We start from the raw sequence: 23,027 nt of genomic DNA on the forward strand, positions 1-23,027 counted from the left end.
CATCCAGGCGGTAAGGTGCAATGCAGCTTCGCTTCCTGTTTCTTGTCCGGAGGCAGCAGATGCTTGGCCCGGAAGCGAGCGCAAGCGAGCCGGCATGAAGCAGCCTCGCGCACCCTGGCCTCGCCGGAAATCGGGGTGAGTGTCTTCCGTCCGAAAGGGAGCGGCTCTATTCGACGCTGCCGACGCCGCGATGCAGGTCGGCCTCGATCTGCAAGCGCGTGCCACCGCCGAAGCGGGCGCGGTAGACCTGAAGATTCTCCATGATCCGCTGCACGTAGTTGCGAGTTTCGGAGAAGGGAATCAGCTCGACCCAGTCGACCGCGTCGACCTTTGCGTCACGTGGGTCGCCGTAGCGGTCGATCCATTTCCTCACGCTGCCGCGGCCGGCATTGTAGGCCGCGAAGGTCATGATGTAGGAGCCGCGATAATCCTCGAGCAGGCCGCCGAGTTCGGCCGCGCCGAGCGTGGCGTTGTAGGACGGATCGTTCTTCAGCCGCGACAGGTCATAGGTCGCACCGTGCCGCTTGCAGACATAGCGCGCGGCATCGGGGGTTACCTGCATCAGGCCATAGGCCTGCGCCGGCGAGACCACGGCCGGATTGAACGCGCTTTCCTGCCGCGCGATCGCGTAGACGACGCTGCGCTCGACCTCGGGGCCGATCTGGGTGAAGTGCGGAATACCGTTGACGGGATAGGCGTAGAAATCGAACGGCAGGCCGCGATTGAGCGCCGCCTTGCCGACCAGCAGCATGCCGCGCGCGTCGCCGTAGCGCTGGGTCAGCTCGCCGAGGCCGGTCAGCGCCTCGGGATCGCCGTTCTCGCCCATGTCGGCAAGCATCGGCACCGCCAGATCGCGCTCGTCGAGCTCGTAGAGCAATTGCGCCGCGCGCACGATCTCCAGCCGTTCGGCGCCGCGGCCGCGCGGCTGGCTGTTCAGCTCGATTTGCGGCAGGCCGAGCTTTGCGCGAGCGAGCTGGCCGTAATAGCTGGTCGACTGCTCGGCAGCACGGGCGTAGGCGTTGCGCGCCTCCTGCTGCCGGCCGGCGGCCTCGGCGGCGCGGCCCTGCCAGTACCCGGCACGCGCGAGCGTGGTTGGATTGACGCTGCCGACGCCGATGCGGGCAAAATGCTGGGCGGCTGCCGCGGGATCGTTGAGGAAGCGCAGCGCGATCCAGCCCGCGGTGAACTCCTGTTCGGTCTTGTAGATGTCGCGCGAGGGCAGGGCGGCGTCGCGCGCGATCAGATAGGCGCTGCGGAAGTCTTCGCTGTCGATCATCTTGCGTGCCAGCAGGCGCCGCTCGATCCACCATTCGTCGACATTGTAGAGCCGGTTGGGGTCCTTCGGCGCCGACAGCATCAGCTGAGCCGCTTCGGGAAACTTCTCTTCGCGGCGCAGAAGCTGAATCTTGCTGAAGATGAAGCCGGGATCGCCGTGCAGCTCGCGCGGCACCTCTTCGAGCAGCGCGCGCGTGTTGGGCGCCTTCCTGAAGGAGGCGATACGGGCCCTGGCGAGCGCGACATAGCCGGCGCCAAGCCGTTTTGCCGCGCGCAGGGCCGCCTCATGCTCGCTGCCATAGAGCAGCGCGTCCATCCGCGCCTTCTGGTCGCCCGGTGTGAGCAGCGCACCGAACTGGTCGAGCGCGTTGTTCTCGGTATCCTCCGACATCGGATCGCTGCGCCAGGCTTCGCGCACCAGCCGCTCGGCATTGGCGCGGTCGCCGCGCGCCAGCATTGCCTTGGCGAGGGCGAAGCGGCCCTTGGCCGAAACGGGGGATTCGTTCTCGAACCACGACCAGGCAACCGAATCGTCGCGCTTGTCGTCCCACATCGCAGCTTCGAGGCGCCGGCGCAGGAAGGTCTGCGACGGCCAGCTTGGATTGGCAGAGAGGAAAGCGCGGTAGCGTTCGACGCTCGCGCCATTGTCCTCGCTGCGCAGGATGATCCATTCCGCGAGTTTTCGCGCGACTGGATCCGAGATCGAATCCGCGTAACTGGTGGCATCGCCCGGTTTGCGCTTGCGCACGAGCTCGATGACGTTCTCCAGCGTGTCCTTGTCGGCTTGCGAGGTCGACGAGGTCGCCGCGACGGCGGCTGGCATGACCGGCTTGCGCGGCGCGGCGTGTTGGCGCGTTGCCGGCGCGAGCACGGGCGTTGCGACAGGTCCGGCCGAGACAGGTGCCGGGGCGGTGTGTCTCACGGTAGCCGTCGCCGCCGGCGCGGCGTGGGAAGCCGACGCGTTGGAGGCCGGTCGCGACTTTGACGCGGAGGCAGCTGCAGGCTTCGGCTTGTCCTTCGCAGCGTTCTTGCTGGCAGGTTTCTTCGCCGCATCCTTGGCTGGCGCCGAAGCTGCGCCCTTGCTCGCTCCCTTGGCGGTCTCTTTGCTTGCGCCCTTGGCTGTGTGCTTGGACGTTTCTTTGGACGTTTCCTTCGCGGCGCCGGTGGCGAGTCTCTTGGCAGATCCCTTCGCCGCGTCTTTCGCAGGCTGCTTGGCGGCTGGTTTCGCGGTTCCCTTCGCTGTTTGCTTTGCGGGTTCCTCAGTCGTCTCCTTGGACTTGGCCAAAGCGACGCAGCCGACCGACAGGCCTGCCATCAGGCACAGCGCCAGACCGGCTGATCGCCATGCGGCACGAGCAAAGGAGGTCACGGCGTTTCGTCGCCCCGAATCAGTCAATTGGCTCAAGACCTATCTGTACAAGATCTGGCTGTATTTGATTGAATATGCGGACAAAATACCAACAGCCGCTTACCGCGGCCGGGTTTGCACCACCACAGCGGCAAAATCGCGGCTTAAACGGTGCGTCACACGGATGCAGGCCTTTTACGGGCGGGTTAGACCCGATAAGAATGGGGCTTGCTCTAAATCTCGCCGCGTACGGAGGAAGTCCATGGCAGCCAAGACGAAATTCCGGGGATCTTTCACCGCCTTGGTCACGCCGTTCAAGCATGGCTCGCTGGACGAAGCGGCGTTCCGCTCCCTGGTCAACTGGCAGATTTCGGAAGGCACCAACGGCCTGGTCCCGGTCGGCACCACCGGCGAGAGCCCGACGCTCAGCCACGACGAGCACAAGAAGGTCGTCGAATGGTGCATCGAAGAGGCCAAGGGCCGGGTGCCCGTGATCGCCGGCGCCGGCTCCAACTCGACCAAGGAGGCTGTTGAGCTGGCCCAGCACGCGGAGAAGGCGGGCGCCAACGCCGTGCTGGTGGTGACGCCGTACTACAACAAGCCGACCCAGGAAGGCATGTATCAGCACTTCAAGGCGATCAACGATGCGATCGGCATTCCGATCATCATCTACAACATCCCGCCGCGCTCGGTGATCGACATGTCGGTCGACACCATGAAGCGTCTGTGGGAGCTGAAGAACATCGCCGGCGTCAAGGACGCCACCGCCAGCATGGTGCGCGTGTCGCAGCAGCGCGCCGCGATGGGCGAGGATTTCAACCAGCTCTCCGGCGAGGACGCCACCATCATCGGCTACATGGCCCATGGCGGCCATGGCTGCATCTCGGTGACCTCGAACGTCGCGCCGCGCCTGTGCGCCGAGTTCCATGCCGCGTGGGCGAAGGGCGATACCAAGGCGGCGCTCGCGATCCACGACAAGCTGATGCCGCTTCACAACAACCTGTTCATCGAGAGCAACCCGGCGCCGATCAAGTACGCGATGTCGCTGCTCGGCAAGTTCGACGAGACGCTGCGCCTGCCGATGGTTCCGGTCTCCGAGCCGACCCGCGTTGCCGTGCGCGACGCCATGGTTCATGCCGGCCTCATCAACTAGGCGGCGTTCGTAAACCTCATCGTCACAGGCAAATCAGGGGGGATCACCGATGCTGAAGGAATTCCGCGAATTCGCGATGAAGGGCAACGTCGTCGATCTCGCCGTCGCGGTCATCATCGGCGCCGCTTTCGGGGCCATCGTGACCTCGATGGTCAACGACATCATCATGCCGATCATCGGTGCAGTCACCGGCGGCCTGGATTTCTCCAATTATTTCATCGGACTTTCCAGCAAGGTCACCGCGACCAATCTCGCTGATGCCAAGAAGCAGGGGGCGGTGCTGGCCTATGGCAGCTTCTTCACCCTGGTCGTGAACTTTGTCATCGTCGCTTTCGTGCTGTTCATGGTCATTCGCACCATGAACCAGTTCAAGCGCAAGGAAGAGGTCAAGCCCGCGGAGCCGCCGAAGCCGTCGGCCGAGGTCGAGTTGCTGACCGAGATCCGCGATCTCCTCAAGAAGTGACGCGCGCGCTTCATCCAATCTGTTAGCGTCGCTGCGCATCCCGATCAGGTTTGTCTGCCAGGTTTTTGAAGGTCATGGCCGATAAGAACGAACGTCCGATCAAGGTCATGGCGGAAAATCGCAAGGCCCGCTTCAACTACGCCATCGAGGACACGATCGAGGCGGGCATTGCGCTGACCGGAACCGAGGTGAAGTCGATCCGAAACGGCAAGAGCACGATTGCGGAGTCCTACGCCGATTCCAAGGACGGCGAGATCTGGCTGATCAACGCCACCATTCCCGAATACCTCCAGGGCAACCGCTTCAACCACGAGCCCAAGCGGCCGCGGAAGCTGCTGCTGCATCGCCGGCAGATCAACAAGCTGATGGGCGCGGTCGATCGCGAGGGCATGACGCTGATCCCGCTCAAGCTGTATTTCAACGAACGCGGGCGCGCCAAATTGCAGCTGGCGGTTGCAAAGGGCAAGAAGCTGCACGACAAGCGCGAGAGCGAGAAGAAGCGCGACTGGAGCCGGGAGAAGGGCCGGCTGATGCGGGCGAGGGGATAGGGCCGAGAGGACGGGATGACGCAGAAGAACCTGCTCGAGGTGGACTGGAGCCGAATTCCTGCACCTGATGACGATGGCGGCGCTGCCCATCTTGCAGGTCTGACGCTGCCCGCGATCAGCCTGCTTGCGACCGACGACACGTCGGTCAATCTGTCGGCGCTACCGGGGCGCACCGTGGTGTTCGCCTACCCGCGCACCGGCGAGCCCGGAAAGATCGGATTGGTCGACGATTGGGACATGATCCCCGGGGCGCGGGGCTGCACGCCGCAGACCTGTGCGTTTCGCGACCTGTTCGCCGAGTTGAAGGCCGCCGGCGCGGCGCAGGTGTTTGGTCTCTCGACCCAGAGCAACACCTACCAGACCGAGATGGCATCCCGGCTGCATCTGCCGTTCCCCGTGCTCTCCGACGAGAAGCTGGTGCTCACGCGCGCGCTCAATCTGCCGACCATGGAGGTCGCGGGCCTGACGCTGATCAAGCGCCTCGCGCTTGTTGTCGACGATGCCAGGATCACGCATGTGTTCTATCCGGTGTTTCCGCCCGACCGGAACGCCGGCGATGTGCTGGACTGGCTGAAGGCCCATCCCGCCAAGGATTCAGCAAAAGCCTAGTCGAGATCCGTCTTCACCTTCGCGAATACGCTGCGGAACATGTCCGGCGTCAGTACGCCCGTGTTCGTGTTGTAACGGGAGCAGTGATAGCTGTCGTACAGCTTGAACGCGCCGGCCTGGTGCACGGCGCCGTGGCCGAAGGGGGCCTGCGAGGCCTTCAGCTTCAGCGGCTTGAGCACGCTGTCGTGCGCAATCCGCCCGAGCGCAATGATGGCGCGCAGCTTCGGCATCGTTTCGAGATTGGCGACGAGAAACTGCCGGCAGGTATTGATCTCGACCGGCAGCGGCTTGTTCTGAGGCGGAACGCAATGCACGGCATTGGCGATCCGGCAGTCGACCAGCTTCAACCCGTCATCGGGACGCGCCTGGTATCTGCCCTTGGCGAAACCGTATTCGAGCAGCGTGGCGTAGAGCAGGTCACCGGCATAGTCGCCGGTGAACGGCCGGCCGGTGCGGTTGGCACCCTGCATCCCCGGCGCGAGACCGACGATCAGGAGGCGGGCCGAGATGTCGCCGAACGGCGCAACCGGAGCATTGTGCCACAACGGCTCGCGCGCGCGGTTCGCCTCGCGAAAGGCGACCAGGCGCGGGCAGAGCGGACAGTCACGGTCGGGGACGACGAGGTTGGGGGCCTGGCGGCTCGACTTTGCCGCCTCACTCCTCGAAGTCGTCATCGCCCCTCGGCGCCATCGTGGTCGCGCGCTGGAGGAACTGCGGGGCGTGGTGGCGGGCCTCGCGCTCGCCGCGATCACGTGGTGCCGGGCGCTCGGACGGGTCGCGGCCAAGCTTGGACTGCAACTCGACGAGATCGGTGAAGACGTCGGCCTGGCGGCGCAGCTCGTCCGCGATCATCGGCGGCTGGCTGGCGATGGTGGAGATCACCGTGACGCGGACGCCGCGGCGCTGCACGGCCTCGACCAGCGAGCGGAAGTCGCCGTCACCCGAGAACAGCACCATCTGGTCGACGTGCTCGGCGAGCTCCATGGCGTCGACAGCGAGCTCGATGTCCATGTTGCCCTTGACCTTGCGGCGGCCGGAGGCGTCGATGAACTCCTTGGTCGCCTTGGTGACGACGGTGTAGCCGTTGTAGTCGAGCCAGTCGATCAGGGGACGGATCGAGGAATATTCCTGATCCTCGATGATCGCTGTGTAGTAGAACGCCCGCAGCAACGTCCCGCGGCTCTGAAATTCCTTCAGAAGGCGCTTGTAATCGATGTCGAAGCCGAGAGTTTTGGCCGTTGCGTAAAGATTGGCCCCGTCGATGAAGAGCGCGATCTTGTTGGTAGGGGAAGGTGACATTCAGTTTGCTCGCGAAGCGTTCGTGATAATTCGTTTTTTGTTGGCGCGATGGCAGCAAGCCGCGCAGTTTTAAAGTGCTGCCGAAACCCGTCGAAACCGCAAATCCGGAGAAGTCGGGGCAATCAAGGTATAGTTATGGCGGCCCTTCATACACCCGGCGCCGCCCACAACGGCAGCCCGGGAAACCACCCATCCCAGCCCTAATGTGGAGGTAACAGAGCCGTTTGGCGAGGCCAAATCACAAATTGGCCTTGCGAAATCGCCCCGGCCCTTATAATTAGCCCCGATCATCCACATATTTCGTCCCACCCACAACGGAGCGACAGTCTATGGCTCGCGTCACCGTAGAAGATTGTATCGACAAGGTCGACAACAGGTTTGACCTGGTCTTGCTGGCCGCCCACCGTGCCCGCATGATTTCGTCCGGTTCACAACTAACGGTTGACCGCGATAACGACAAGAACCCTGTTGTATCCTTGCGCGAGATCGCCGACACGACCATCTCGCCCGAGGATCTCCGCGAGGAGCTGGTGCATTCCCTGCAGAAGTTCGTCGAAGTCGACGAGCCGGAGCCGGATACGGTGCCGCTGATCGGTTCCGCCGGCGCCAGCGTCGATGCCGACGACACCGAAGTCGCTGTGGAGCGCATGACCGAAGAGGAGCTCCTGAAGGGCCTCGAAGGCCTCGCGCCGCCGGAAGAGCAGCCCGAGGAGGACGAGTAATCGTCTTACTCGCGATCGTCGATTTCTTGTGATCTTATCAAAGGCCCGAACCTGAGTTCGGGCCTTTGCTTTTGTTGGCGTTTTCGTGGTTACCATAGCGTTGCCGGTTCGCGCCGCCCGCCTGTCATCGAATTGATCGGCCGCGTCCGCGATCGGGCTTAGGATGTATGCAACGGGCCGTCTCATGGTCCGTTTGAAGGCAGGATGGAATGGTGTATCGACGCCGCAGACCCACGCAGATGCTGGCCGCAACCGAATCGGTTGCCGTGGCCCCGACTGCGCCGGTGGCACGGCCGGCGAAGCCGCGCGCGCGGATGATGCGTCAATACGACCTCGTCGAGCGCGTCCGGTCCTACAACCCGAACACCAACGAAGACCTGCTCAACCGCGCCTATGTCTACGCCATGAAGGCGCACGGCTCGCAGACCCGCGCCTCCGGCGATCCGTATTTCTCGCACCCGCTCGAAGTGGCGGCGATTCTCACCGACCTGAAGCTCGACGACGCCACCATTGTTGCGGCCCTCCTGCACGACACCATCGAGGACACTGAAGCGACGCGCGCCGAGATCGATCAGCTGTTCGGGCCCGAGATCGGGGCGCTGGTCGAGGGCCTGACCAAGCTGAAGCGGCTGGAGCTGGTGTCGCGCGAGGCCAAGCAGGCCGAGAACCTGCGCAAATTGTTGCTGGCCATTGCCGACGATGTCCGCGTGCTGCTGGTCAAGCTCGCCGACCGCCTGCACAACATGCGCACGCTCGACTTCGTGCCGACCGAATCGCGACGGCGCATCGCCGAGGAGACGCTCGACATTTACGCGCCGCTGGCCGGGCGCATGGGCATGCAGGAAATGCGCGAGGAGCTGGAGGATCTGTCCTTCCGCACCCTCGATCCCGAAGCCTATTCGGTGGTGATGCAGCGGCTCGATGCGCTCGCCGAGCGCAACCGCAACCTGATCGGCGAGATCGAGGACCAGCTCTCCAACAATCTGCGTCACCGCGGCTTGGGGGCGCGGGTCTATGGCCGCCGCAAGAAGCCATTTTCGATCTGGACCAAGATGGAGCGCAAGTCGATCGGCTTCGAGCAGCTGTCCGACATCTTCGGCTTCCGCGTCGTGGTCAACGACATCGAGTCCTGCTATCGCGCGCTCGGCATCGTTCACACCACCTGGCCGGTTGTGCCGGGTCGGTTCAAGGACTACATCTCGACGCCGAAGCAGAACGATTATCGTTCGATTCACACGACGGTGATCGGCCCCGGCAACCAGCGCGTCGAGCTGCAGATCCGCACCGAGGCGATGGACCAGATCGCCGAACGCGGCATCGCCGCGCATGTCTTCTACAAGGAAGGCGTGGGCTCGCCGACCGAATTCCTCAAGCGCGAGTCCAACGCGTTCGCCTGGCTGCGCCACACCATCGGCATCCTCTCGGAGAGCGCCAACCCCGAGGAATTCCTCGAGCACACCAAGCTCGAACTGTTCCACGACCAGGTGTTCTGCTTCACCCCGAAGGGCAAGCTGATCGCGCTGCCGCGCCACGCCAACGTGATCGACTTCGCCTATGCCGTGCATACCGACGTCGGCAACAGTGCGGTGGGCTGCAAGATCAACGGCAAGTTCGCGCCGCTGTCCTCGGAACTCCAGAACGGCGACGAGGTCGAGGTGCTGACGTCGGAGGCGCAATCGGCGCCGCCCTCGGCCTGGGAGACGCTGGCGGTCACCGGCAAGGCGCGCGCCGCGATCCGCCGTGCCACCCGCACCGCCGTGCGCGATCAATATGTCGGCCTCGGCCGGCGCATCGTCGAGCGCCTGTTCGAGCGCGCCAAGATCGAATATGCCGACGACAAGCTCAAGGGCGCGCTGCCGCGGCTGGCGCGCACCTCGATCGAGGACGTCATGGCGGCGGTCGGGCGCGGCGAGATCAAGGCCTCCCACGTCGCGCGCGCCATGTATCCCGACTACAAGGAGGAGCGCGTCGCGCGCTACGGCATCAAGAAGGGGCTCGCCGCCAAGCTCAAGGAGAAGGTGCTCGAGCCGTCACGCAGCCCGGTGGCGATCCCGATCGGCGGCATCAATTCCGACCTGCCGGTGAAGTTCGCGCCGAACGGCGGCGCGGTGCCGGGCGATCGCATCGTCGGCATCGTCACGCCGGGCGAGGGGATCACGATCTATCCGATCCAGTCGCCGGCGCTGAAGGATTTCGAGGAGGAGCCGGAGCGCTGGCTCGACGTCCGCTGGGACATCGAGGATACCGCGCCGCAACGCTTCCCGGCGCGCATCAAGGTGGAGAACGTCAACGAGCCCGGCGCGCTGGCGCAGATCGCGACTGTGATTGCCGAGCACGACGGCAACATCGACAACATCAGCATGCAGCGCCGCTCGCCCGACTTCACGGAGACGACGATCGATCTCGAAGTCTACGATCTCAAGCATTTGAGCGCGATCCTGGCCCAGCTGCGCGCCAAGGCGGTCGTCGCCAAAGTCGAACGTGTCAATGGATAGGCGCCTCTCTCTCCGATCTCGTGAGCCCTGAAATGCCCGCATCTCCGCTTCGCCTCGGCGTCAACATCGACCATGTCGCGACCGTCCGTAACGCTCGCGGCGGCCGCCATCCCGATCCGGTCCGCGCCGCGCTGCTGGCGATCGAGGCCGGCGCCGACGGCATCACCGCGCATTTGCGCGAGGATCGCCGGCACATCCGCGACGAGGACATGGCGCGGCTGAAGGCGGAGATCTCCAAGCCGCTGAACTTCGAGATGGCGGCCACCGACGACATGATGCGGATCTCGCTCGCCACCAAGCCGCATGCGGTCTGTTTGGTGCCGGAGCGCCGTCAGGAGGTGACGACCGAGGGCGGATTGGACGTGGTCGGCCAGCACAACGCGCTCGCACCGTACATTGCGCGGCTCAATGATGCCGGCATCCGCGTCTCCCTGTTCATTGCCGCCGACCCGGCGCAGATCGAGATGGCGGCGCGGCTGCGCGCGCCCGTGATCGAGATCCACACCGGCGCGTGGTGCGACGCCGTCACCGACGGCCACACCGACAAGGCTGAAGCCGAATGGCAGCGGATCGTGGCGGGCGTGAAGGTCGCGACGGCGGCGGGGCTGGAAGTCCATGCCGGACATGGCCTCGACTATGCGACCGCGGAGAAGATCGCCGCGCTGTCCGAGATCATGGAGCTCAACATCGGTTACTACATGATCGGCGAGGCGCTGTTCGTCGGTCTTGCCGAGACGGTGCGCAAGATGCGCGCGGCGATGGATCGGGGCCGGAGCCGGGCATGATCATCGGCATCGGCTCCGATCTCATCGACATTACCCGCGTGGCCAAGGTGATCGAGCGCCATGGCGAGCGCTTTCTCGACCGCATCTTCACCGCGGCCGAGCGGGCCAAGGCGGAGCGGCGCGCCAAAAACGAGAAGATGGTGGTGGCGACCTATGCCAAGCGCTTTGCCGCCAAGGAGGCCTGCTCCAAGGCGCTCGGCACCGGCATCCGGCAGGGCGTCTGGTGGCGCGATATGGGGGTGGTCAACCTGCCCGGGGGCCGGCCGTCCATGCGGCTGACCGGGGGCGCGCTGGCCCGGCTCCAGGCTCTGACGCCAGAGGGGTTCGAGGCCCAGATTGATCTATCGATCACCGACGACTGGCCGCTCGCGCAGGCCTTCGTGATCATTTCCGCCGTCCCGATGGCCAAGCCCTGATGGCTGAATGATTGTTTTATAATTATCGTTGGAAATCAACATCTTATGAAGTTTTGATGCGATCCTTGATTGCGTGGCCTGCGACAACCGTCTAAAAGTCCGCGAACGCAAATCAGGCTGGGCGAATTCGGCTTTACGCCGGAATTGGCCCTCACTATCAGAATCAGGACAATCTCCCTGGGCCGCGAACCGGTGGGCCGTTCGCGGGAGGAGGGCGTTCTATGATCGCCGGCCGGAATTGAGAGAGCAATGAGCGTGACTTCGGGAACGAAAACTGAAAGCGGCGTCGGCGAAACGGTCCGGGTCGTTATCCACGCTCTCCTGATCGCGCTAGTGATCCGCACCTTCCTGTTCCAGCCGTTCAACATCCCCTCCGGCTCGATGAAGGCGACACTGCTGGTCGGGGACTATCTGTTCGTCTCGAAATATTCCTACGGCTACAGCCACTACTCGATCCCGCTCTCGCCGCCGCTGTTCTCGGGACGGATCTGGGGCTCGGATCCGAACCGCGGCGACATCGTCGTGTTCCGGCTGCCCAAGGACGACACCACCGACTACATCAAACGCGTGATCGGCCTGCCCGGCGACCGCATCCAGATGAAAGACGGGCTGCTCTACATCAACGACACCCCGGTCGAGCGCCAGCGCATGAGCGAGTATGTCGGCGAGGATCCCTGCGGCTCCGAGGGCGGCGGAATCTCGCGCGTGAAGCGCTGGAAGGAAACGCTGCCGAACGGCGTTTCCTACGAGACGCTCGATTGCGCGGACAACGGCTACATGGACAACACCAACGTCTACACGGTGCCGCCCGGCCATTTCTTCATGATGGGCGACAACCGCGACAACTCCACCGACAGCCGCTTCCTCGGCCAGGTCGGCTACGTGCCGCGGGAGAACTTGATCGGCCGCGCCCAGATGATCTTCTTCTCGATCGGCGAGGGTGAGCACGCCTGGATGTTCTGGCGCTGGCCGTGGGCGGTGCGCTGGAATCGCTTCTTCAAAATCGTCCGATGAAAGACGAAGCCAAGGACATCACGACCCAGCCGATCGAGGCGCAAGCCGCTCCTGAGGGCGAAGCTGCAACAAAGACGCTTGCGCCGAAGACCCCTGAAGCCAAAGCTGGTGAACACAAGGCTGGTGAAGCCAAGACCGCCGACGCCAAGACTGCCGCGAAGAAAAAGCGGACGCGGAGCAGCAAGGCCAAGGACAAGGCGAAGGCCGCGGCTGACGCGAATGCTGCGCTCGAGGCCCGCATCGGCCACGGCTTTGCCGATCCGAACCTGCTGATGCAGGCGATCACGCATGTCTCGGCGCTGAAGTCGGGACGCAAGCGCGGTGACAGCTATCAGCGGCTGGAGTTCCTCGGCGACCACGTGCTCGGGCTCGTCGTTTCCGACATGCTCTATCACGCCTTCCCGAACGCTGATGAGGGCGAGTTGTCCAAGCGGCTTGCCGAGCTCGTGCGCAAGGAAAGCTGCGCCGACGTCGCCAAGTCGCTCGGTCTGCTCGACGACATCAAGCTCGGCTCGGTCGGTTCCAGCGCCGATGCCCGTCTGCGCAAGTCCATTCTCGGCGACATCTGCGAGGCCGTGATCGGCGCGATCTTTCTCGATGGCGGCCATGCGGCGGCGGACGAGTTCGTCAAGCGCAACTGGACCGAGCGCATGCACAAGCCGCGCCGGCCCTTGCGCGATCCCAAGACCGTGCTGCAGGAATGGGCGCAGGGGAAGGGACTACCGACGCCTGTCTATCGCGAGGTCGAGCGCACCGGCCCGCATCACGATCCGCAGTTCCGCGTGGCGGTGGATCTGCCGGGACTGGCGCCGGCCGAAGGCATCGGCGGCAGCAAGCGCGCGGCGGAGAAAGTAGCAGCTTCAGTGATGATCGAACGTGAAGGCGTTGGCGGCGGCAATGACGGCTGAAGCAAGCGGTGAGGCGCCTGCCGCGACACGCTGCGGTTTCGTCGCGCTGATCGGCGCGCCCAACGTCGGCAAGTCCACGCTGGTCAATGCGCTGGTCGGGGCCAAGGTCACGATCGTCTCGCGCAAGGTGCAGACCACGCGCGCGCTGATCCGCGGCATCGTGATCGAGAACAACGCGCAGATCATCCTGGTCGACACGCCCGGCATCTTCCTGCCCAAGCGCCGGCTCGACCGCGCCATGGTCTCGACCGCCTGGAGCGGGGCGCATGACGCCGACCTCGTCTGCGTGCTGCTGGATGCCAAGACCGGGATCGACGAGGAAGCCGAGGCGATTCTGGCCAAGGCTGCCAGCGTCAACCACGACAAGATCCTGGTCATCAACAAGGTCGATCTGGTCCAGCGCGAGAAGCTGCTGGCGCTGGCGCAGGCCGCCAACGAACGGATGAAGTTCGTAAGAACCTTCATGATCGCGGCGATCTCGGGCGACGGCGTCGACGACATCCGCACCACGCTGGCCGAGATGGTACCGCCAGGTCCTTACCTCTATCCCGAGGACCAGATGTCGGACGCGCCGATGCGGCAACTGGCGGCCGAGATCACGCGCGAAAAGATCTATCAGAAGCTGCACCAGGAATTGCCCTACCAGTCCACGGTCGAGACCGACAAGTGGGAGGAGCGCAAGGACAAGTCGGTGCGGATCGAGCAGACGATCTTCGTGGAGCGCGAGAGCCAGCGCAAGATCGTGCTCGGCAAGGGCGGCGCCACCATCAAGTCGATCGGTGCGGACTCGCGCAGGGAGCTGATGCAGATCCTGGACGTGCCGGTGCATCTTTTCCTGTTCGTGAAGGTGCGCGAGAACTGGGGTGACGATCCCGATCGCTATCGCGAGATGGGCCTGGAATTTCCCAGGGAATAGTCAAGAAAAGATCAGTCGCCGATGAGTGTGCCCCGCAACGTCCAGCGTTTCGAAGCGCTGCTCTATGCCTCGCTGATGCTGGATGCGTTGTCGGTGGCGGTGCAGGACCGCACGCCCACCGCCGAGATGACCGAACAGATGATCATGACGGCGACGCTGCTCGCCGGAGGGATGATCCTGCTGCTGGTCTATTTCGTCCGGCTCGCCGCGCATTGGCGCAAGAACTGGCCGCGCTGGGTGCTGGCCGCGGCGCTGGTGCTGTCCGTGATCTCGCTCGGCCAGATTCTCGGCGAAAGGGGCCTCGAACTCGACAGCGCCATCGAGATCGTCTCCTGCGTGCTGACGGCGTTCGGGCTGTACTTCTCGTTTACCGGCGACGCGCAGGGCTGGTTCAACGCGTGAATTGATACGTTCCATCATTCCGGCGCGATGCGAAGCATCGAACCCGCAATTTCGAGATTGCGGGTTCGCCTCTTCGAGGCGCCCCGGAATGACGGGAGATAGCGCTGCGCGCCTCACTGGAATCCTATAAGCTTCCTGCCATGGAATGGACCGACGAAGGCATCGTGCTGGGCGTGCGGCGGCATGGCGAGAGCAGCGCCATCGTCGAGCTGCTGACGCGCCAGCATGGCCGGCATCTTGGTCTCGTGCGCGGCGGTGCCAGCTCGCGGCTGCGGCCGCTCCTGCAACCCGGCAACAGCGTCAGTGCGGTGTGGCGGGCGCGGCTCGACGAGCATCTCGGCACCTACGCGATCGAGGGGCTGAAGCTGCGCGCGGCGACGCTGCTCGGATCGTCCCACGGGGTCTACGGCGTGACCCATCTCGCCTCGATTGCGCGGCTGCTGCCCGAGCGGGATCCGCACGAGGAGATATTCTCGCTGCTCGAACACTCGCTCGATGATTTCGACGACATCGGCAGCGCGGCCGTGCATCTCATCCATTTCGAGCTGGCCATGCTCGCCGAGCTTGGCTTCGGGCTTGCGCTGGAGAATTGCGCGGTGACGGGGGAAACCACGGACCTGATCTACGTCTCGCCGAAATCCGGCGGCGCGGTGTCGCGCGGCGCGGGCGAGCCTTGGCGCGACCGGCTGCTGCGGCTGCCGCCGTTCCTGCGCCATGGCGAAGCCTCGCATGAGCTCACTGACGAAGATCTCCAGGACGGCTTTCGACTGACCGGCCTGTTCCTGCTGCGTCATGTGCTGGAGCCGCGCGGGCAGGGCCATTCCGACGCGCGCGCGGGCTTCATTAATGCCCTGATCCGGCAGCAGGCCAAAGCGGCGCTCCCGGCGCCATGAGCGGATCGCGCTGCTGTGCTGCCTGAGCACAACGGTTCCCTCGGGAACGAAACGCCGCCAGATGCGTTGGGCGGGCAGGTTCCACAACGGGGACAGCCCAAATGTTGATCAGGGGTTTTGCGCTGACCGCGGCGCTGCTTGCCTTTGCGCCTGACGCAATGGCCGGCGAGCCGCAACCTGGCGTGTTTCGCCGGGCCTCCTGCACCGTCGTCCGGTACTATGTGGCGAAATATTCCGCTGCGGCCGCAGAGACATGGGCGCGGTCCCATGGCGCGACCGATGCCGAAATCGAGGCTGCCCGCCGCTGTGTCGCCAACATGCCGGCGACGCCTCCGGTCAAGGTCCAGCCGACCGTGACCGCGGGCTGGGCAGGGCAGTAGAAGCCCACCGGGAACCAATCCATCCTTGCCCGATTCGCTTCCACGGTTTAACCGGGCGGCATGGGAAAACGAATCGTTCCGCCGGAAGGACCGGCTGAAATTCACGACGTACCGCTGCGCGAGGCGCTGGAAGAGCGCTACCTTGCGTACGCGCTTTCGACCATCATGCATCGCGCGCTCCCCGATGCGCGCGACGGCCTGAAGCCGGTTCACCGGCGCATCCTCTACGGCATGCGCCTGCTGCGGCTCGACCCTGGCGTTATCCCTAAGAAGTCCGCGAAGATTGTCGGCGAGGTGATGGGCTCCTACCATCCTCATGGCGACCAGGCGATTTATGACGCCATGGTGCGCCTCGCGCAGGATTTCAGCTCGCGTTATCCACTCGTCGACGGCCAGGGCAATTTCGGCAATATCGACGGCGATAACCCGGCAGCCATGCGCTACACGGAAGCGCGCCTGACCGACGTGGCCCGCCTGCTTTTGGACGGGATCGATGAGGACGGCGTCGAGTTGAAGCCGACCTACGACGCCAGCGGCAAAGAGCCCGTTGTCTTGCCCGGCGGCTTCCCGAACCTGCTCGCCAACGGCGCGCAAGGCATCGCGGTCGGCATGGCGACCTCGATCCCGCCGCACAATGCAGCCGAGTTGTGCGACGCCGCGCTGCATCTGATCGAGAAGCCGGACGCCAAGTCCAAGGCGCTGATGAAATGGGTCAAGGGGCCCGATTTCCCGACCGGCGGCATCTGCGTCGATTCCAAGCAGGCGATCGCCGAAGCCTATACGACCGGCCGCGGCTCGTTCCGCGTCCGCGCCAGGTGGCAGCAGGAAGAGGGCGCGCGCGGCACTTGGGTCGTCGTCGTCACCGAGATCCCGTTCCTGGTGCAGAAGTCGCGCATGGTCGAGAAGATCGCCGAGTTGCTCGACCAGAAGAAGCTGCCACTAGTCGGCGAGGTGCGCGATGAATCCGCCGAGGACGTTCGCCTCGTCATCGAGCCGAAGTCGAAGAACGTCGATCCGGCGCTGATGATGGAATCATTGTTCCGGCTGACCGAGCTCGAAAACAAGATTCCGCTGAACCTCAACGTGCTGATCAAGGGCCGCATCCCGAAGGTGGTGGGGCTCGCGGAGTGCTTGCGCGAATGGCTCGACCATCTGCGCGACGTGCTGACACGTCGGACCAATTATCGCAAGGTGCAGATCGAGAACCGGCTCGAGGTGCTCGGCGGCTTCCTGATCGCGTTTCTGAACATCGACGAGGTGATCAGGATCATCCGCAACGAGGATGAGCCGAAGCCAGCGTTGATGAAGCGGTTCAAGCTCACCGAGGTGCAGGCCGAGGCCATCCTCAACATGCGCTTGCGCTCCTTGCGCAAGTTGGAAGAGATGGAGATACGCACCGAGGACAAGAATCTCCGTGCCGAGCTCAAGGGCATCAACGTGGTGCTCGCATCCGAAGCCGAGCAGTGGAAGAAGGTCGGCGAGCAGGTCGGCAAGGTCCGCGACATGTTCGGACCGAAGACGCCGCTCGGCAAGCGCCGCACCACTTTTGCGGACGCGCCCGAGCATGATCTCGCCGCGATGGAGGAAGCCCTCGTCGAGCGCGAGCCGGTGACCGTGGTCGTCTCCGACAAGGGCTGGATCCGCACCATGAAGGGGCATGTCGAGGATCTCTCGGGGCTCGCCTTCAAGCAGGACGATAAGCTCGGCATCGCCTTCTTCGCGGAAACGACGTCGAAGCTGCTGCTGTTCGCGACCAACGGAAAGTTCTTCTCGATCGACGTGGCGAAGCTGCCGGGCGGCCGCGGCCACGGCGAGCCGATCCGCCAGTTCATCGATCTCGAGCCGGAGGCAGCACCGGTCACGCTGTTCGTCAACAAGGGCGGGCGCAAATTCCTGGTCGCGAGCCACGAGGGCCAGGGCTTCGTCGTCAGCGAGGACGATTGTGTCGGCACCACCAAGAAGGGCAAGCAGGTTCTCAACGTGGACATGCCCAACGAGGCGCGCGCGGTTACCGAGGTGATCGGCGACACCGTCGCGGTCATCGGCGAGAATCGGAAGATGCTGATCTTCCCGCTTGAGCAGGTGCCGGAGATGGCGCGTGGCCGTGGCGTGCGCCTGCAGAAGTACAAGGACGGCGGCCTCTCCGACGTTACGGTCTTCGAGGCCAAGGCAGGCCTGACCTGGAAGGACTCTGCCGGCCGCGAATTTTCCGCGACCATGAAGGAACTCGCGGAGTGGCAGGGCACCCGCGCCGACGCCGGTCGTCTGCCGCCTAAGGGCTTCCCGAAGTCGAACAAGTTCGGCAAGGCGATCGGGTAGCCGCTTTCTTATCCCCGATGTGCAGCAATGCGCTCGCGTGGCTGCATCGGTGTGCGCGTTCTGATACCGTCCGCCATGCTGGTCTTTGGGACCATTGAGAAGTAGCGCGATGTACGATGTCATTGTTGTCGGCGGCGGCTCGGCCGGCGCTGCCGTTGCGGCGCGGCTGTCCGAGGATCCCGCACGGCGCGTCCTGCTGCTGGAGGCGGGCCTCGACTGGCGCGCCGACGAGGCGCCCTGGGAAGTCAGGACGCCGAACCCGATCCCGATCATCCACAAGCGCGAGTACCAGGAGAAATGGCAGTGGCCTGATCTGCTGACGCGTCGGGTGGCAGGGCAGGAGCCGCGCTTCTACTGGCGCGGCAAGGGGCTTGGCGGCTCATCGATGATGAACGGCCAGATCGCCATCCGCGGCGTCGCCGATGCCTTCGACGAGTGGGCCGCCAATGGCTGCACCGGCTGGTCGGCGAAAGAGGTGATGCCGCTCTTCTCGGTCATCGAGGACGATCTGGAATTCGGCGACGCTGTAGGTCACGGCCGCGGCGGACCCCTGCCGGTCTATCGCGCGCCGCTTGAAAAATGGGGGCCGATCGATCGCGGCCTGCGCGATGCGGCACTCGCGAGCGGTTATCCCTGGTGCGCCGATCTCAACGGTCCCGATGGTGAGGGCGTTGCCTGCTATCCCATCAACAGCCGCGACGGCCGCCGCATCACCACCAACGAGGGTTATCTCGAACCCGCGCGCGGCCGCGCCAATCTGGAGATCCGCGGCAGGACGCTGGTCGATCGCGTGCTGATCAGCGATGGCCGCGCAACTGGCCTGCGCGTTCACACCGAAGGGCAGGGCACCAGCGAGATCAGCGCACGCCAGATCGTGCTCTGCGCCGGCGCCATCCACAGCCCGGCGATCCTGCTACGCTCGGGGATCGGACCTGCCGGGGAGCTGAAGGCGATGGGGATCGCGGTGGAGCGCGATCTGCCGGTCGGCCGCCACTTCTTCGACCATCCTCTGTTCCGTGCCACGATCCAACTGCACGAGAACCTGCGGCCGATCGATCCGGACACGCGCCACACCAATTGCTGCGTGACCTATTCGTCGGGCCTTGCCAATGGCGGCAAGCGCGACATGATCCTGATCGCGTTCAACCACCGCGGCATCGGCGTGCCAGGAGCGATCGGCGCCGGCCTGTTCAACGCCTATTCGCGCGGTACGCTCAAGCTGGCATCCGCCGATCCGTCCGTCGATCCGATCGTCGACGAGAACATGCTGGCCGATCCCCGCGACATGCTGCGCATGATGGACGCGGTGAAGCGCCTCGCCGTGATCACCTCGCAGCCGGCGCTATCAGGTATCGCCGACTGGATCAGGCTCACCGACACCGATCTGACGTTGCCGCAGGCGGCCGGCTTGCCGGATCACGAACTCGATGCGCTGCTGCGACGAGAAACCGGCGACATCCAGCATGCCGCCGGCAGTTGCCGCATGACCGGCGCGAACGACGCCGATGGCGTGGTCGATCCTGACGGCTCGGTGAAGGGCATCTCGGGCCTGCGCGTCGCCGACGCCTCGATCATGCCGTCGGACTGCCGCGCCAACACGCACTTCACGACGGTGGTGATTGGGGAGGCGATCGCGCGGATGATGATGCGGTAGCTCTTGCTCCAGCCTCTCTGTCATTCCCCGCGCAGGCGTCGCGCAGGCGGGGAATCCAGTACGCCGCGGCTTCTCTCCTCAATCACGTCGTCTCGGAGTATTGGATCGCCCGGTCAAGCCGGGCGACGACACCGAGGGTGATCGCTCCGATGCACGTTTCAGACAGCAGACACAGCTTCGCCTTCTCGCGGCGCCGTCGCCCGAGTTTGTCTGTTCGCTTCGCGCCTTCGCAAAGACGAGGGTGCAGGGAAGGCCGGGTGCCGGCTGGCACCCGCGGTCCACTGTGCGAAGGTTGCGCCACAAGAGGCTGCACAGCGGCATACAGGTGAAGCCGAACAACCGGCCTTCCCTGCGCAGTGGGTTGACGGCTTTTGTCGTGATCTCCCTGGGGAGCGATGCACTATTGCCCCCGTCGCTTTGCGGATTGGCGAAGAGGCTTGACGTGAGAGGTAGGAACGATCGCGGCTGTTTTTGCCCGACGGGCAAATACCCGTCATCGGCGGGGCGTGTCTTTGATGTCCGATCCGGTGCGCCGATCTGCCGTCGCCGCAATCATCGATCATGCCGTTTCGCGATAGTGCACTCCAGCCCAGGTAACATGCGCGCGCGAACAAGGCCGGTCCGTCATCCTCACATGTATTGTCTCACACTCTGGAGAAATCGTTCTTTCTCGCCCGGCGCGTAACCTTGGGAAGCTCCATAGTAGGGTTCGTTGAATTGATTGTACGGCGCAGCCCGGTAGTGGATCCGCGGCCTGGGTGGCGTGTATGTTTGGCGAGAATTGCGCCGATTGTTCCCTCTGGCCGTTGCACCAGCATAATACGGGTTGAGGACGCACATCTGACCGTTGGCCCACGCCCTGCATTGGTCCATCGTCGTGTAGCTGCATCTGTAGTATGGGCTGGTTCCGAAAGAGACGACATACAAGCAAACGGGAAAAGCGGGATCATATCTTTGAGCCCGGGCGTGCCCCACGGTGAGGGCGATACTCACTGCCAAAACCGTCAAAGCCAATTTGCACATGAGAGCTTCCTCCAGTTGGCCCAACACACCGGTGGCACGCCGACCGTCGACAGTGCTGATCCAAGTCAATGCTCACGGAGTTCCGCGCCAAACCGCCTCCAGCCTCGACGCCCGAGCTAGATCACGCCCACCATTCTCAGCGCCACGCCGGCAGCACAGCTGCCGGCAAGCACCGTCAGCATGCCCAAGCGGAAGATCGCGGTTGCGGCCGCGATCGACAGCACGAGCGCGGGAATGTCGACGCTCGTCAGGACCGGCCTGTCGAAATCCAGCGGGAAGGCGTGAACCGGCACGGTCTCGCGGAACAGGGTGTGGAGCGCGAACCAGATCGAGAGGTTGAGTATCACGCCGACGACGGCGGCGGTGATCGCGCCGAGTGCTCCGGCCAACCCCGTGTTGCCGCGCAGGCGCTCGATGTAGGGCGCGCCGACGAAGATCCAGAGGAAGCAGGGCGTGAACGTGACCCAGGTCGCGAGCAGTCCGCCGAGCGTTGCCGCGACCATCGGCGACAGGCCGCTTGCATCACGATAGGCCGCCATGAAGCCCACGAATTGGAGCACCATGATCAGCGGGCCTGGCGTGGTCTCGGCCATGCCGAGGCCGTCGAGCATCTCGTGCGGCTTCAGCCAGTGGTAATGCTCGACCGCCTGCTGCGCGACATAGGCAAGCACCGCGTAGGCGCCGCCGAAGGTGACCAGCGCCATCTTCGAGAAGAACAACGCGATCTGGCTGAACACGCTGGCTTGCCCGAGTATCAGAAGCAGAGCCACCACCGGCACCAGCCAGAGCGAAAGCCACAGCGCAGCGGTCCGGATCGCGCGCGCGGTATTGGGGCGAACATGCTCGGGCACGGCTTCGCCGAGCATGCTGTCGATGACGGCGCCGTTGCCGCCATGGCCGTGGCCGGCGGGCGCGAATTCGGGGCGGCCGGCGCGCGCGCCGGCATAGCCGATCAGGCCGGCGGCGATGATGATGACGGGGAAGGGTATCGCGAAGAAGAAGATTGCGACGAAGGCGATCACCGCGAGCGCAATCATGATGCGGTTCTTCAGCGCGCGTTTGCCGACGCGGAAGACGGCCTCGACAACGATGGCGAGCACGGCGGCCTTCAGGCCGAAGAACAGCGCCTCGATGAAGCTGACATTGCCGTAGGCCGCGTAGACATAGCTCAGGCCCATGATGGCGATGATGCCGGGCAGGATGAAAAGCCCGCCTGCCATCAGCCCGCCCTTGGTACGATGCATCAGCCAGCCGACATAGGTGGCGAGCTGCTGCGCTTCGGGGCCCGGCAGCAGCATGCAGTAGTTCAGCGCATGCAGGAAGCGGCCTTCGGAGATCCAGTTCTTCTCCTCGACCAGGATGCGATGCATCACCGCGATCTGGCCCGCGGGCCCGCCGAAGCTGAGGCAGGCGACGCGGAGCCAGACGCGAAAGGCTTCGCCGAAGCTGATGCCGTGACCGGCATCAGCTCCTGCTTGGGCGTTACGGACATCCATCACGCCTTCACCTTGTTGGTCGGCCAGTTGTGGGTTTCGCTCGTGGCGTCGCGGCACCAGCGGTAGAAGGCGTCGTAGAGTAGCATGCCGGCCTCGAGCTGTTCGAGGTCGTCATCGTACATTCGCGAAAGTCCGAGCGAGGCGGCAAGCAGGCCGGGGGCCTCCGGCGCCAGGTCCGGCCGCCCCGTGTCGGCGCCGCGCACCAGCGTGGCCAGCCGCAGCAGCGCCGGTGTCGCGAGCCCGAATTCCTCCACCATCACGTCGAAGGTGCAGACCTCGCCGCGGTGGCTCCAGAACACGTTCTCGATGTCGAACGGCGCGGCGTTGAATCGCTCGCCGACAGCGACCACCTCGGATGGCGCGACAAACAAGAACACTGCGGCGGGATCGACGAAGCGGCGGATCAGCCAGGGGCAGGCAATGCGGTCGACCTTTGGCCGGGCCCGCGTCACCCAGACGGTGCGGCCCCTGGTGTCACGCGGTGGCAGTTTTCGCGTGTCGACGAGCGGCAGCTTGGCCGCCTTCCACCCCTCGAAACCGTCTTCGAGGGTCTCTGCGTCGGCGCCGAGTTGCCTCAGCCAGGCGGCCGTGCCTTGTGCGAGCTTGCCGCCGCGCAGGCACGAGACGATGGCGGAGCGGCCGGCAAAGTCGCCGCCCCATTCGGCAACGCGCTCGTGGCTCAGCCTGATCGAGCCGGGAATCAGCCGCCGGTCGGCGGCAAAATCCTCATCGGTGCGGACATCGATCAGAACAGGGGCATTGGCCGTGCCGATCAGCCGCGCCAATTTGTCAGATGATATGGTCGTGAAACTTGACATGATGCGTCCTCGCATAAATCAAACGGGACGCGATACTTGGGCATGTCGCCTCGTGGGGAGATCGCTCAAACCCCCATGGCGCTGATTACAG

General features: G+C 64.5%; 22 protein-coding genes. 16 read left to right on the forward strand and 6 right to left on the reverse strand.

Annotated features, from left to right (window positions below):
* Positions 1–166: 166 nt before the first annotated feature.
* Positions 167–2,590 (reverse strand): transglycosylase SLT domain-containing protein, encoded by a 2,424-nt coding sequence (locus tag QY049_RS38275; protein WP_301270725.1) that lies wholly within the window; start codon positions 2,588–2,590, stop codon positions 167–169.
* 295 nt (positions 2,591–2,885) lie between these two features.
* Here QY049_RS38275 and dapA point away from each other — a divergent pair, with 295 nt between their 5' ends.
* The 4 genes from dapA (at position 2,886) to QY049_RS38295 (ending at position 5,396) form a co-directional block, all read left to right on the forward strand.
* Complete coding sequence (gene dapA, locus QY049_RS38280; RefSeq protein WP_301270668.1) at positions 2,886–3,776, forward strand: 4-hydroxy-tetrahydrodipicolinate synthase; 891 nt, start codon at positions 2,886–2,888, stop codon at positions 3,774–3,776.
* A 49-nt stretch (positions 3,777–3,825) separates the two neighbouring features.
* The gene (mscL, locus tag QY049_RS38285; RefSeq protein WP_258766646.1) at positions 3,826–4,239 is read left to right on the forward strand and encodes a large conductance mechanosensitive channel protein MscL; all 414 of its coding nucleotides are present in this window, start codon (positions 3,826–3,828) and stop codon (positions 4,237–4,239) included.
* Between the two features lie 74 nt (positions 4,240–4,313).
* A complete protein-coding gene (gene smpB, locus QY049_RS38290; RefSeq protein WP_035709956.1) occupies positions 4,314–4,787 on the forward strand; it encodes an SsrA-binding protein SmpB in 474 nt (157 codons plus the stop codon).
* A gap of 15 nt (positions 4,788–4,802) precedes the next feature.
* Positions 4,803–5,396, forward strand: coding sequence for a peroxiredoxin (locus tag QY049_RS38295; RefSeq protein ID WP_301270669.1), 594 nt, complete (start codon positions 4,803–4,805; stop codon positions 5,394–5,396).
* Here the strand turns inward: QY049_RS38295 and QY049_RS38300 are convergent.
* Together QY049_RS38300 and QY049_RS38305 are read right to left on the reverse strand one after the other, a co-directional pair.
* Positions 5,393–6,070: a uracil-DNA glycosylase gene (locus QY049_RS38300; protein ID WP_301270670.1), complete on the reverse strand. Its 678-nt coding sequence runs from the start codon at positions 6,068–6,070 to the stop codon at positions 5,393–5,395. The genes QY049_RS38295 and QY049_RS38300 overlap by 4 nt on opposite strands.
* The gene (locus QY049_RS38305) at positions 6,051–6,695 is read right to left on the reverse strand and encodes an NYN domain-containing protein (protein WP_194482445.1); all 645 of its coding nucleotides are present in this window, start codon (positions 6,693–6,695) and stop codon (positions 6,051–6,053) included. The genes QY049_RS38300 and QY049_RS38305 overlap by 20 nt, the downstream gene beginning before the upstream one ends.
* A 329-nt stretch (positions 6,696–7,024) precedes the next feature.
* Between QY049_RS38305 and rpoZ the strand changes: the two genes are divergently transcribed.
* The 12 genes from rpoZ (at position 7,025) to QY049_RS38365 (ending at position 19,599) form a co-directional block, all read left to right on the forward strand.
* Positions 7,025–7,417 (forward strand): DNA-directed RNA polymerase subunit omega, encoded by a 393-nt coding sequence (gene rpoZ, locus QY049_RS38310; RefSeq protein ID WP_008133017.1) that lies wholly within the window; start codon positions 7,025–7,027, stop codon positions 7,415–7,417.
* Between the two features lie 209 nt (positions 7,418–7,626).
* On the forward strand, positions 7,627–9,912 hold the full coding sequence (locus QY049_RS38315) for a bifunctional (p)ppGpp synthetase/guanosine-3',5'-bis(diphosphate) 3'-pyrophosphohydrolase (protein WP_301270671.1): 2,286 nt from the start codon (positions 7,627–7,629) through the stop codon (positions 9,910–9,912).
* A 32-nt stretch (positions 9,913–9,944) separates the two neighbouring features.
* Positions 9,945–10,697 (forward strand): pyridoxine 5'-phosphate synthase, encoded by a 753-nt coding sequence (locus tag QY049_RS38320; protein ID WP_301270672.1) that lies wholly within the window; start codon positions 9,945–9,947, stop codon positions 10,695–10,697.
* Entirely contained in the window at positions 10,694–11,113 is a 420-nt protein-coding gene (acpS, locus tag QY049_RS38325; RefSeq protein ID WP_301270673.1) for a holo-ACP synthase, read from the forward strand. Before QY049_RS38320 ends, acpS begins: the two co-directional genes overlap by 4 nt.
* A gap of 249 nt (positions 11,114–11,362) precedes the next feature.
* Entirely contained in the window at positions 11,363–12,127 is a 765-nt protein-coding gene (lepB, locus tag QY049_RS38330) for a signal peptidase I (protein ID WP_194482449.1), read from the forward strand.
* Positions 12,124–13,035: a ribonuclease III gene (gene rnc, locus QY049_RS38335; protein WP_194482450.1), complete on the forward strand. Its 912-nt coding sequence runs from the start codon at positions 12,124–12,126 to the stop codon at positions 13,033–13,035. Before lepB ends, rnc begins: the two co-directional genes overlap by 4 nt.
* Positions 13,025–13,951 (forward strand): GTPase Era, encoded by a 927-nt coding sequence (era, locus tag QY049_RS38340; protein WP_301270674.1) that lies wholly within the window; start codon positions 13,025–13,027, stop codon positions 13,949–13,951. The genes rnc and era overlap by 11 nt, the downstream gene beginning before the upstream one ends.
* A 21-nt stretch (positions 13,952–13,972) precedes the next feature.
* Entirely contained in the window at positions 13,973–14,353 is a 381-nt protein-coding gene (locus tag QY049_RS38345) for a hypothetical protein (RefSeq protein ID WP_194482452.1), read from the forward strand.
* Between the two features lie 140 nt (positions 14,354–14,493).
* A complete protein-coding gene (gene recO, locus QY049_RS38350; protein WP_301270675.1) occupies positions 14,494–15,246 on the forward strand; it encodes a DNA repair protein RecO in 753 nt (250 codons plus the stop codon).
* A gap of 101 nt (positions 15,247–15,347) precedes the next feature.
* Positions 15,348–15,626 (forward strand): hypothetical protein, encoded by a 279-nt coding sequence (locus QY049_RS38355; protein ID WP_194482454.1) that lies wholly within the window; start codon positions 15,348–15,350, stop codon positions 15,624–15,626.
* Positions 15,627–15,686: 60 nt separating this feature from the next.
* The gene (parC, locus tag QY049_RS38360) at positions 15,687–17,945 is read left to right on the forward strand and encodes a DNA topoisomerase IV subunit A (protein WP_301270676.1); all 2,259 of its coding nucleotides are present in this window, start codon (positions 15,687–15,689) and stop codon (positions 17,943–17,945) included.
* A 109-nt stretch (positions 17,946–18,054) separates the two neighbouring features.
* Positions 18,055–19,599, forward strand: coding sequence for a GMC family oxidoreductase (locus QY049_RS38365; RefSeq protein ID WP_301270677.1), 1,545 nt, complete (start codon positions 18,055–18,057; stop codon positions 19,597–19,599).
* 630 nt (positions 19,600–20,229) lie between these two features.
* On the opposite strand, the gene QY049_RS39195 is transcribed toward QY049_RS38365, so the two are convergent.
* The 3 genes from QY049_RS39195 to QY049_RS38380 form a co-directional block, all read right to left on the reverse strand.
* Positions 20,230–20,622 carry a DUF3551 domain-containing protein gene (locus QY049_RS39195; protein WP_194482457.1) on the reverse strand — a complete coding sequence of 131 codons (393 nt, stop codon included), beginning with the start codon at positions 20,620–20,622 and terminating at the stop codon, positions 20,230–20,232.
* 116 nt (positions 20,623–20,738) lie between these two features.
* Positions 20,739–22,118, reverse strand: a complete 1,380-nt coding sequence (chrA, locus tag QY049_RS38375; protein ID WP_301270678.1) for a chromate efflux transporter — start codon at positions 22,116–22,118, stop codon at positions 20,739–20,741.
* Positions 22,118–22,936 (reverse strand): chromate resistance protein ChrB domain-containing protein, encoded by an 819-nt coding sequence (locus QY049_RS38380; RefSeq protein WP_194482459.1) that lies wholly within the window; start codon positions 22,934–22,936, stop codon positions 22,118–22,120. The genes chrA and QY049_RS38380 overlap by 1 nt, the downstream gene beginning before the upstream one ends.
* Positions 22,937–23,027 lie beyond the last annotated feature (91 nt).

Source organism: Bradyrhizobium sp. WYCCWR 13022 (assembly GCF_030435535.1).
GTDB lineage: Bacteria > Pseudomonadota > Alphaproteobacteria > Rhizobiales > Xanthobacteraceae > Bradyrhizobium.

What these genes read in the sequence shown, in the direction of transcription:
- QY049_RS38320 (WP_301270672.1), top strand. Translation starts at nt 9,945, where the DNA reads ATGCCCGCATCTCCGCTTCGCCTCGGCGTCAACATCGACCATGTCGCG.
- QY049_RS38365 (WP_301270677.1), top strand. Translation starts at nt 18,055, where the DNA reads ATGTACGATGTCATTGTTGTCGGCGGCGGCTCGGCCGGCGCTGCCGTT.
- QY049_RS38275 (WP_301270725.1), bottom strand. Translation starts at nt 2,590, where the DNA reads ATGGCAGGCCTGTCGGTCGGCTGCGTCGCTTTGGCCAAGTCCAAGGAG.
- recO (WP_301270675.1), top strand. Translation starts at nt 14,494, where the DNA reads ATGGAATGGACCGACGAAGGCATCGTGCTGGGCGTGCGGCGGCATGGC.
- lepB (WP_194482449.1), top strand. Translation starts at nt 11,363, where the DNA reads ATGAGCGTGACTTCGGGAACGAAAACTGAAAGCGGCGTCGGCGAAACG.
- QY049_RS39195 (WP_194482457.1), bottom strand. Translation starts at nt 20,622, where the DNA reads ATGTGCAAATTGGCTTTGACGGTTTTGGCAGTGAGTATCGCCCTCACC.
- parC (WP_301270676.1), top strand. Translation starts at nt 15,687, where the DNA reads ATGGGAAAACGAATCGTTCCGCCGGAAGGACCGGCTGAAATTCACGAC.
- QY049_RS38345 (WP_194482452.1), top strand. Translation starts at nt 13,973, where the DNA reads ATGAGTGTGCCCCGCAACGTCCAGCGTTTCGAAGCGCTGCTCTATGCC.
- QY049_RS38355 (WP_194482454.1), top strand. Translation starts at nt 15,348, where the DNA reads ATGTTGATCAGGGGTTTTGCGCTGACCGCGGCGCTGCTTGCCTTTGCG.
- QY049_RS38305 (WP_194482445.1), bottom strand. Translation starts at nt 6,695, where the DNA reads ATGTCACCTTCCCCTACCAACAAGATCGCGCTCTTCATCGACGGGGCC.
- chrA (WP_301270678.1), bottom strand. Translation starts at nt 22,118, where the DNA reads ATGGATGTCCGTAACGCCCAAGCAGGAGCTGATGCCGGTCACGGCATC.
- dapA (WP_301270668.1), top strand. Translation starts at nt 2,886, where the DNA reads ATGGCAGCCAAGACGAAATTCCGGGGATCTTTCACCGCCTTGGTCACG.
- rpoZ (WP_008133017.1), top strand. Translation starts at nt 7,025, where the DNA reads ATGGCTCGCGTCACCGTAGAAGATTGTATCGACAAGGTCGACAACAGG.
- QY049_RS38380 (WP_194482459.1), bottom strand. Translation starts at nt 22,936, where the DNA reads ATGTCAAGTTTCACGACCATATCATCTGACAAATTGGCGCGGCTGATC.
- smpB (WP_035709956.1), top strand. Translation starts at nt 4,314, where the DNA reads ATGGCCGATAAGAACGAACGTCCGATCAAGGTCATGGCGGAAAATCGC.
- rnc (WP_194482450.1), top strand. Translation starts at nt 12,124, where the DNA reads ATGAAAGACGAAGCCAAGGACATCACGACCCAGCCGATCGAGGCGCAA.
- QY049_RS38295 (WP_301270669.1), top strand. Translation starts at nt 4,803, where the DNA reads ATGACGCAGAAGAACCTGCTCGAGGTGGACTGGAGCCGAATTCCTGCA.
- era (WP_301270674.1), top strand. Translation starts at nt 13,025, where the DNA reads ATGACGGCTGAAGCAAGCGGTGAGGCGCCTGCCGCGACACGCTGCGGT.
- QY049_RS38315 (WP_301270671.1), top strand. Translation starts at nt 7,627, where the DNA reads ATGGTGTATCGACGCCGCAGACCCACGCAGATGCTGGCCGCAACCGAA.
- acpS (WP_301270673.1), top strand. Translation starts at nt 10,694, where the DNA reads ATGATCATCGGCATCGGCTCCGATCTCATCGACATTACCCGCGTGGCC.
- mscL (WP_258766646.1), top strand. Translation starts at nt 3,826, where the DNA reads ATGCTGAAGGAATTCCGCGAATTCGCGATGAAGGGCAACGTCGTCGAT.
- QY049_RS38300 (WP_301270670.1), bottom strand. Translation starts at nt 6,070, where the DNA reads ATGACGACTTCGAGGAGTGAGGCGGCAAAGTCGAGCCGCCAGGCCCCC.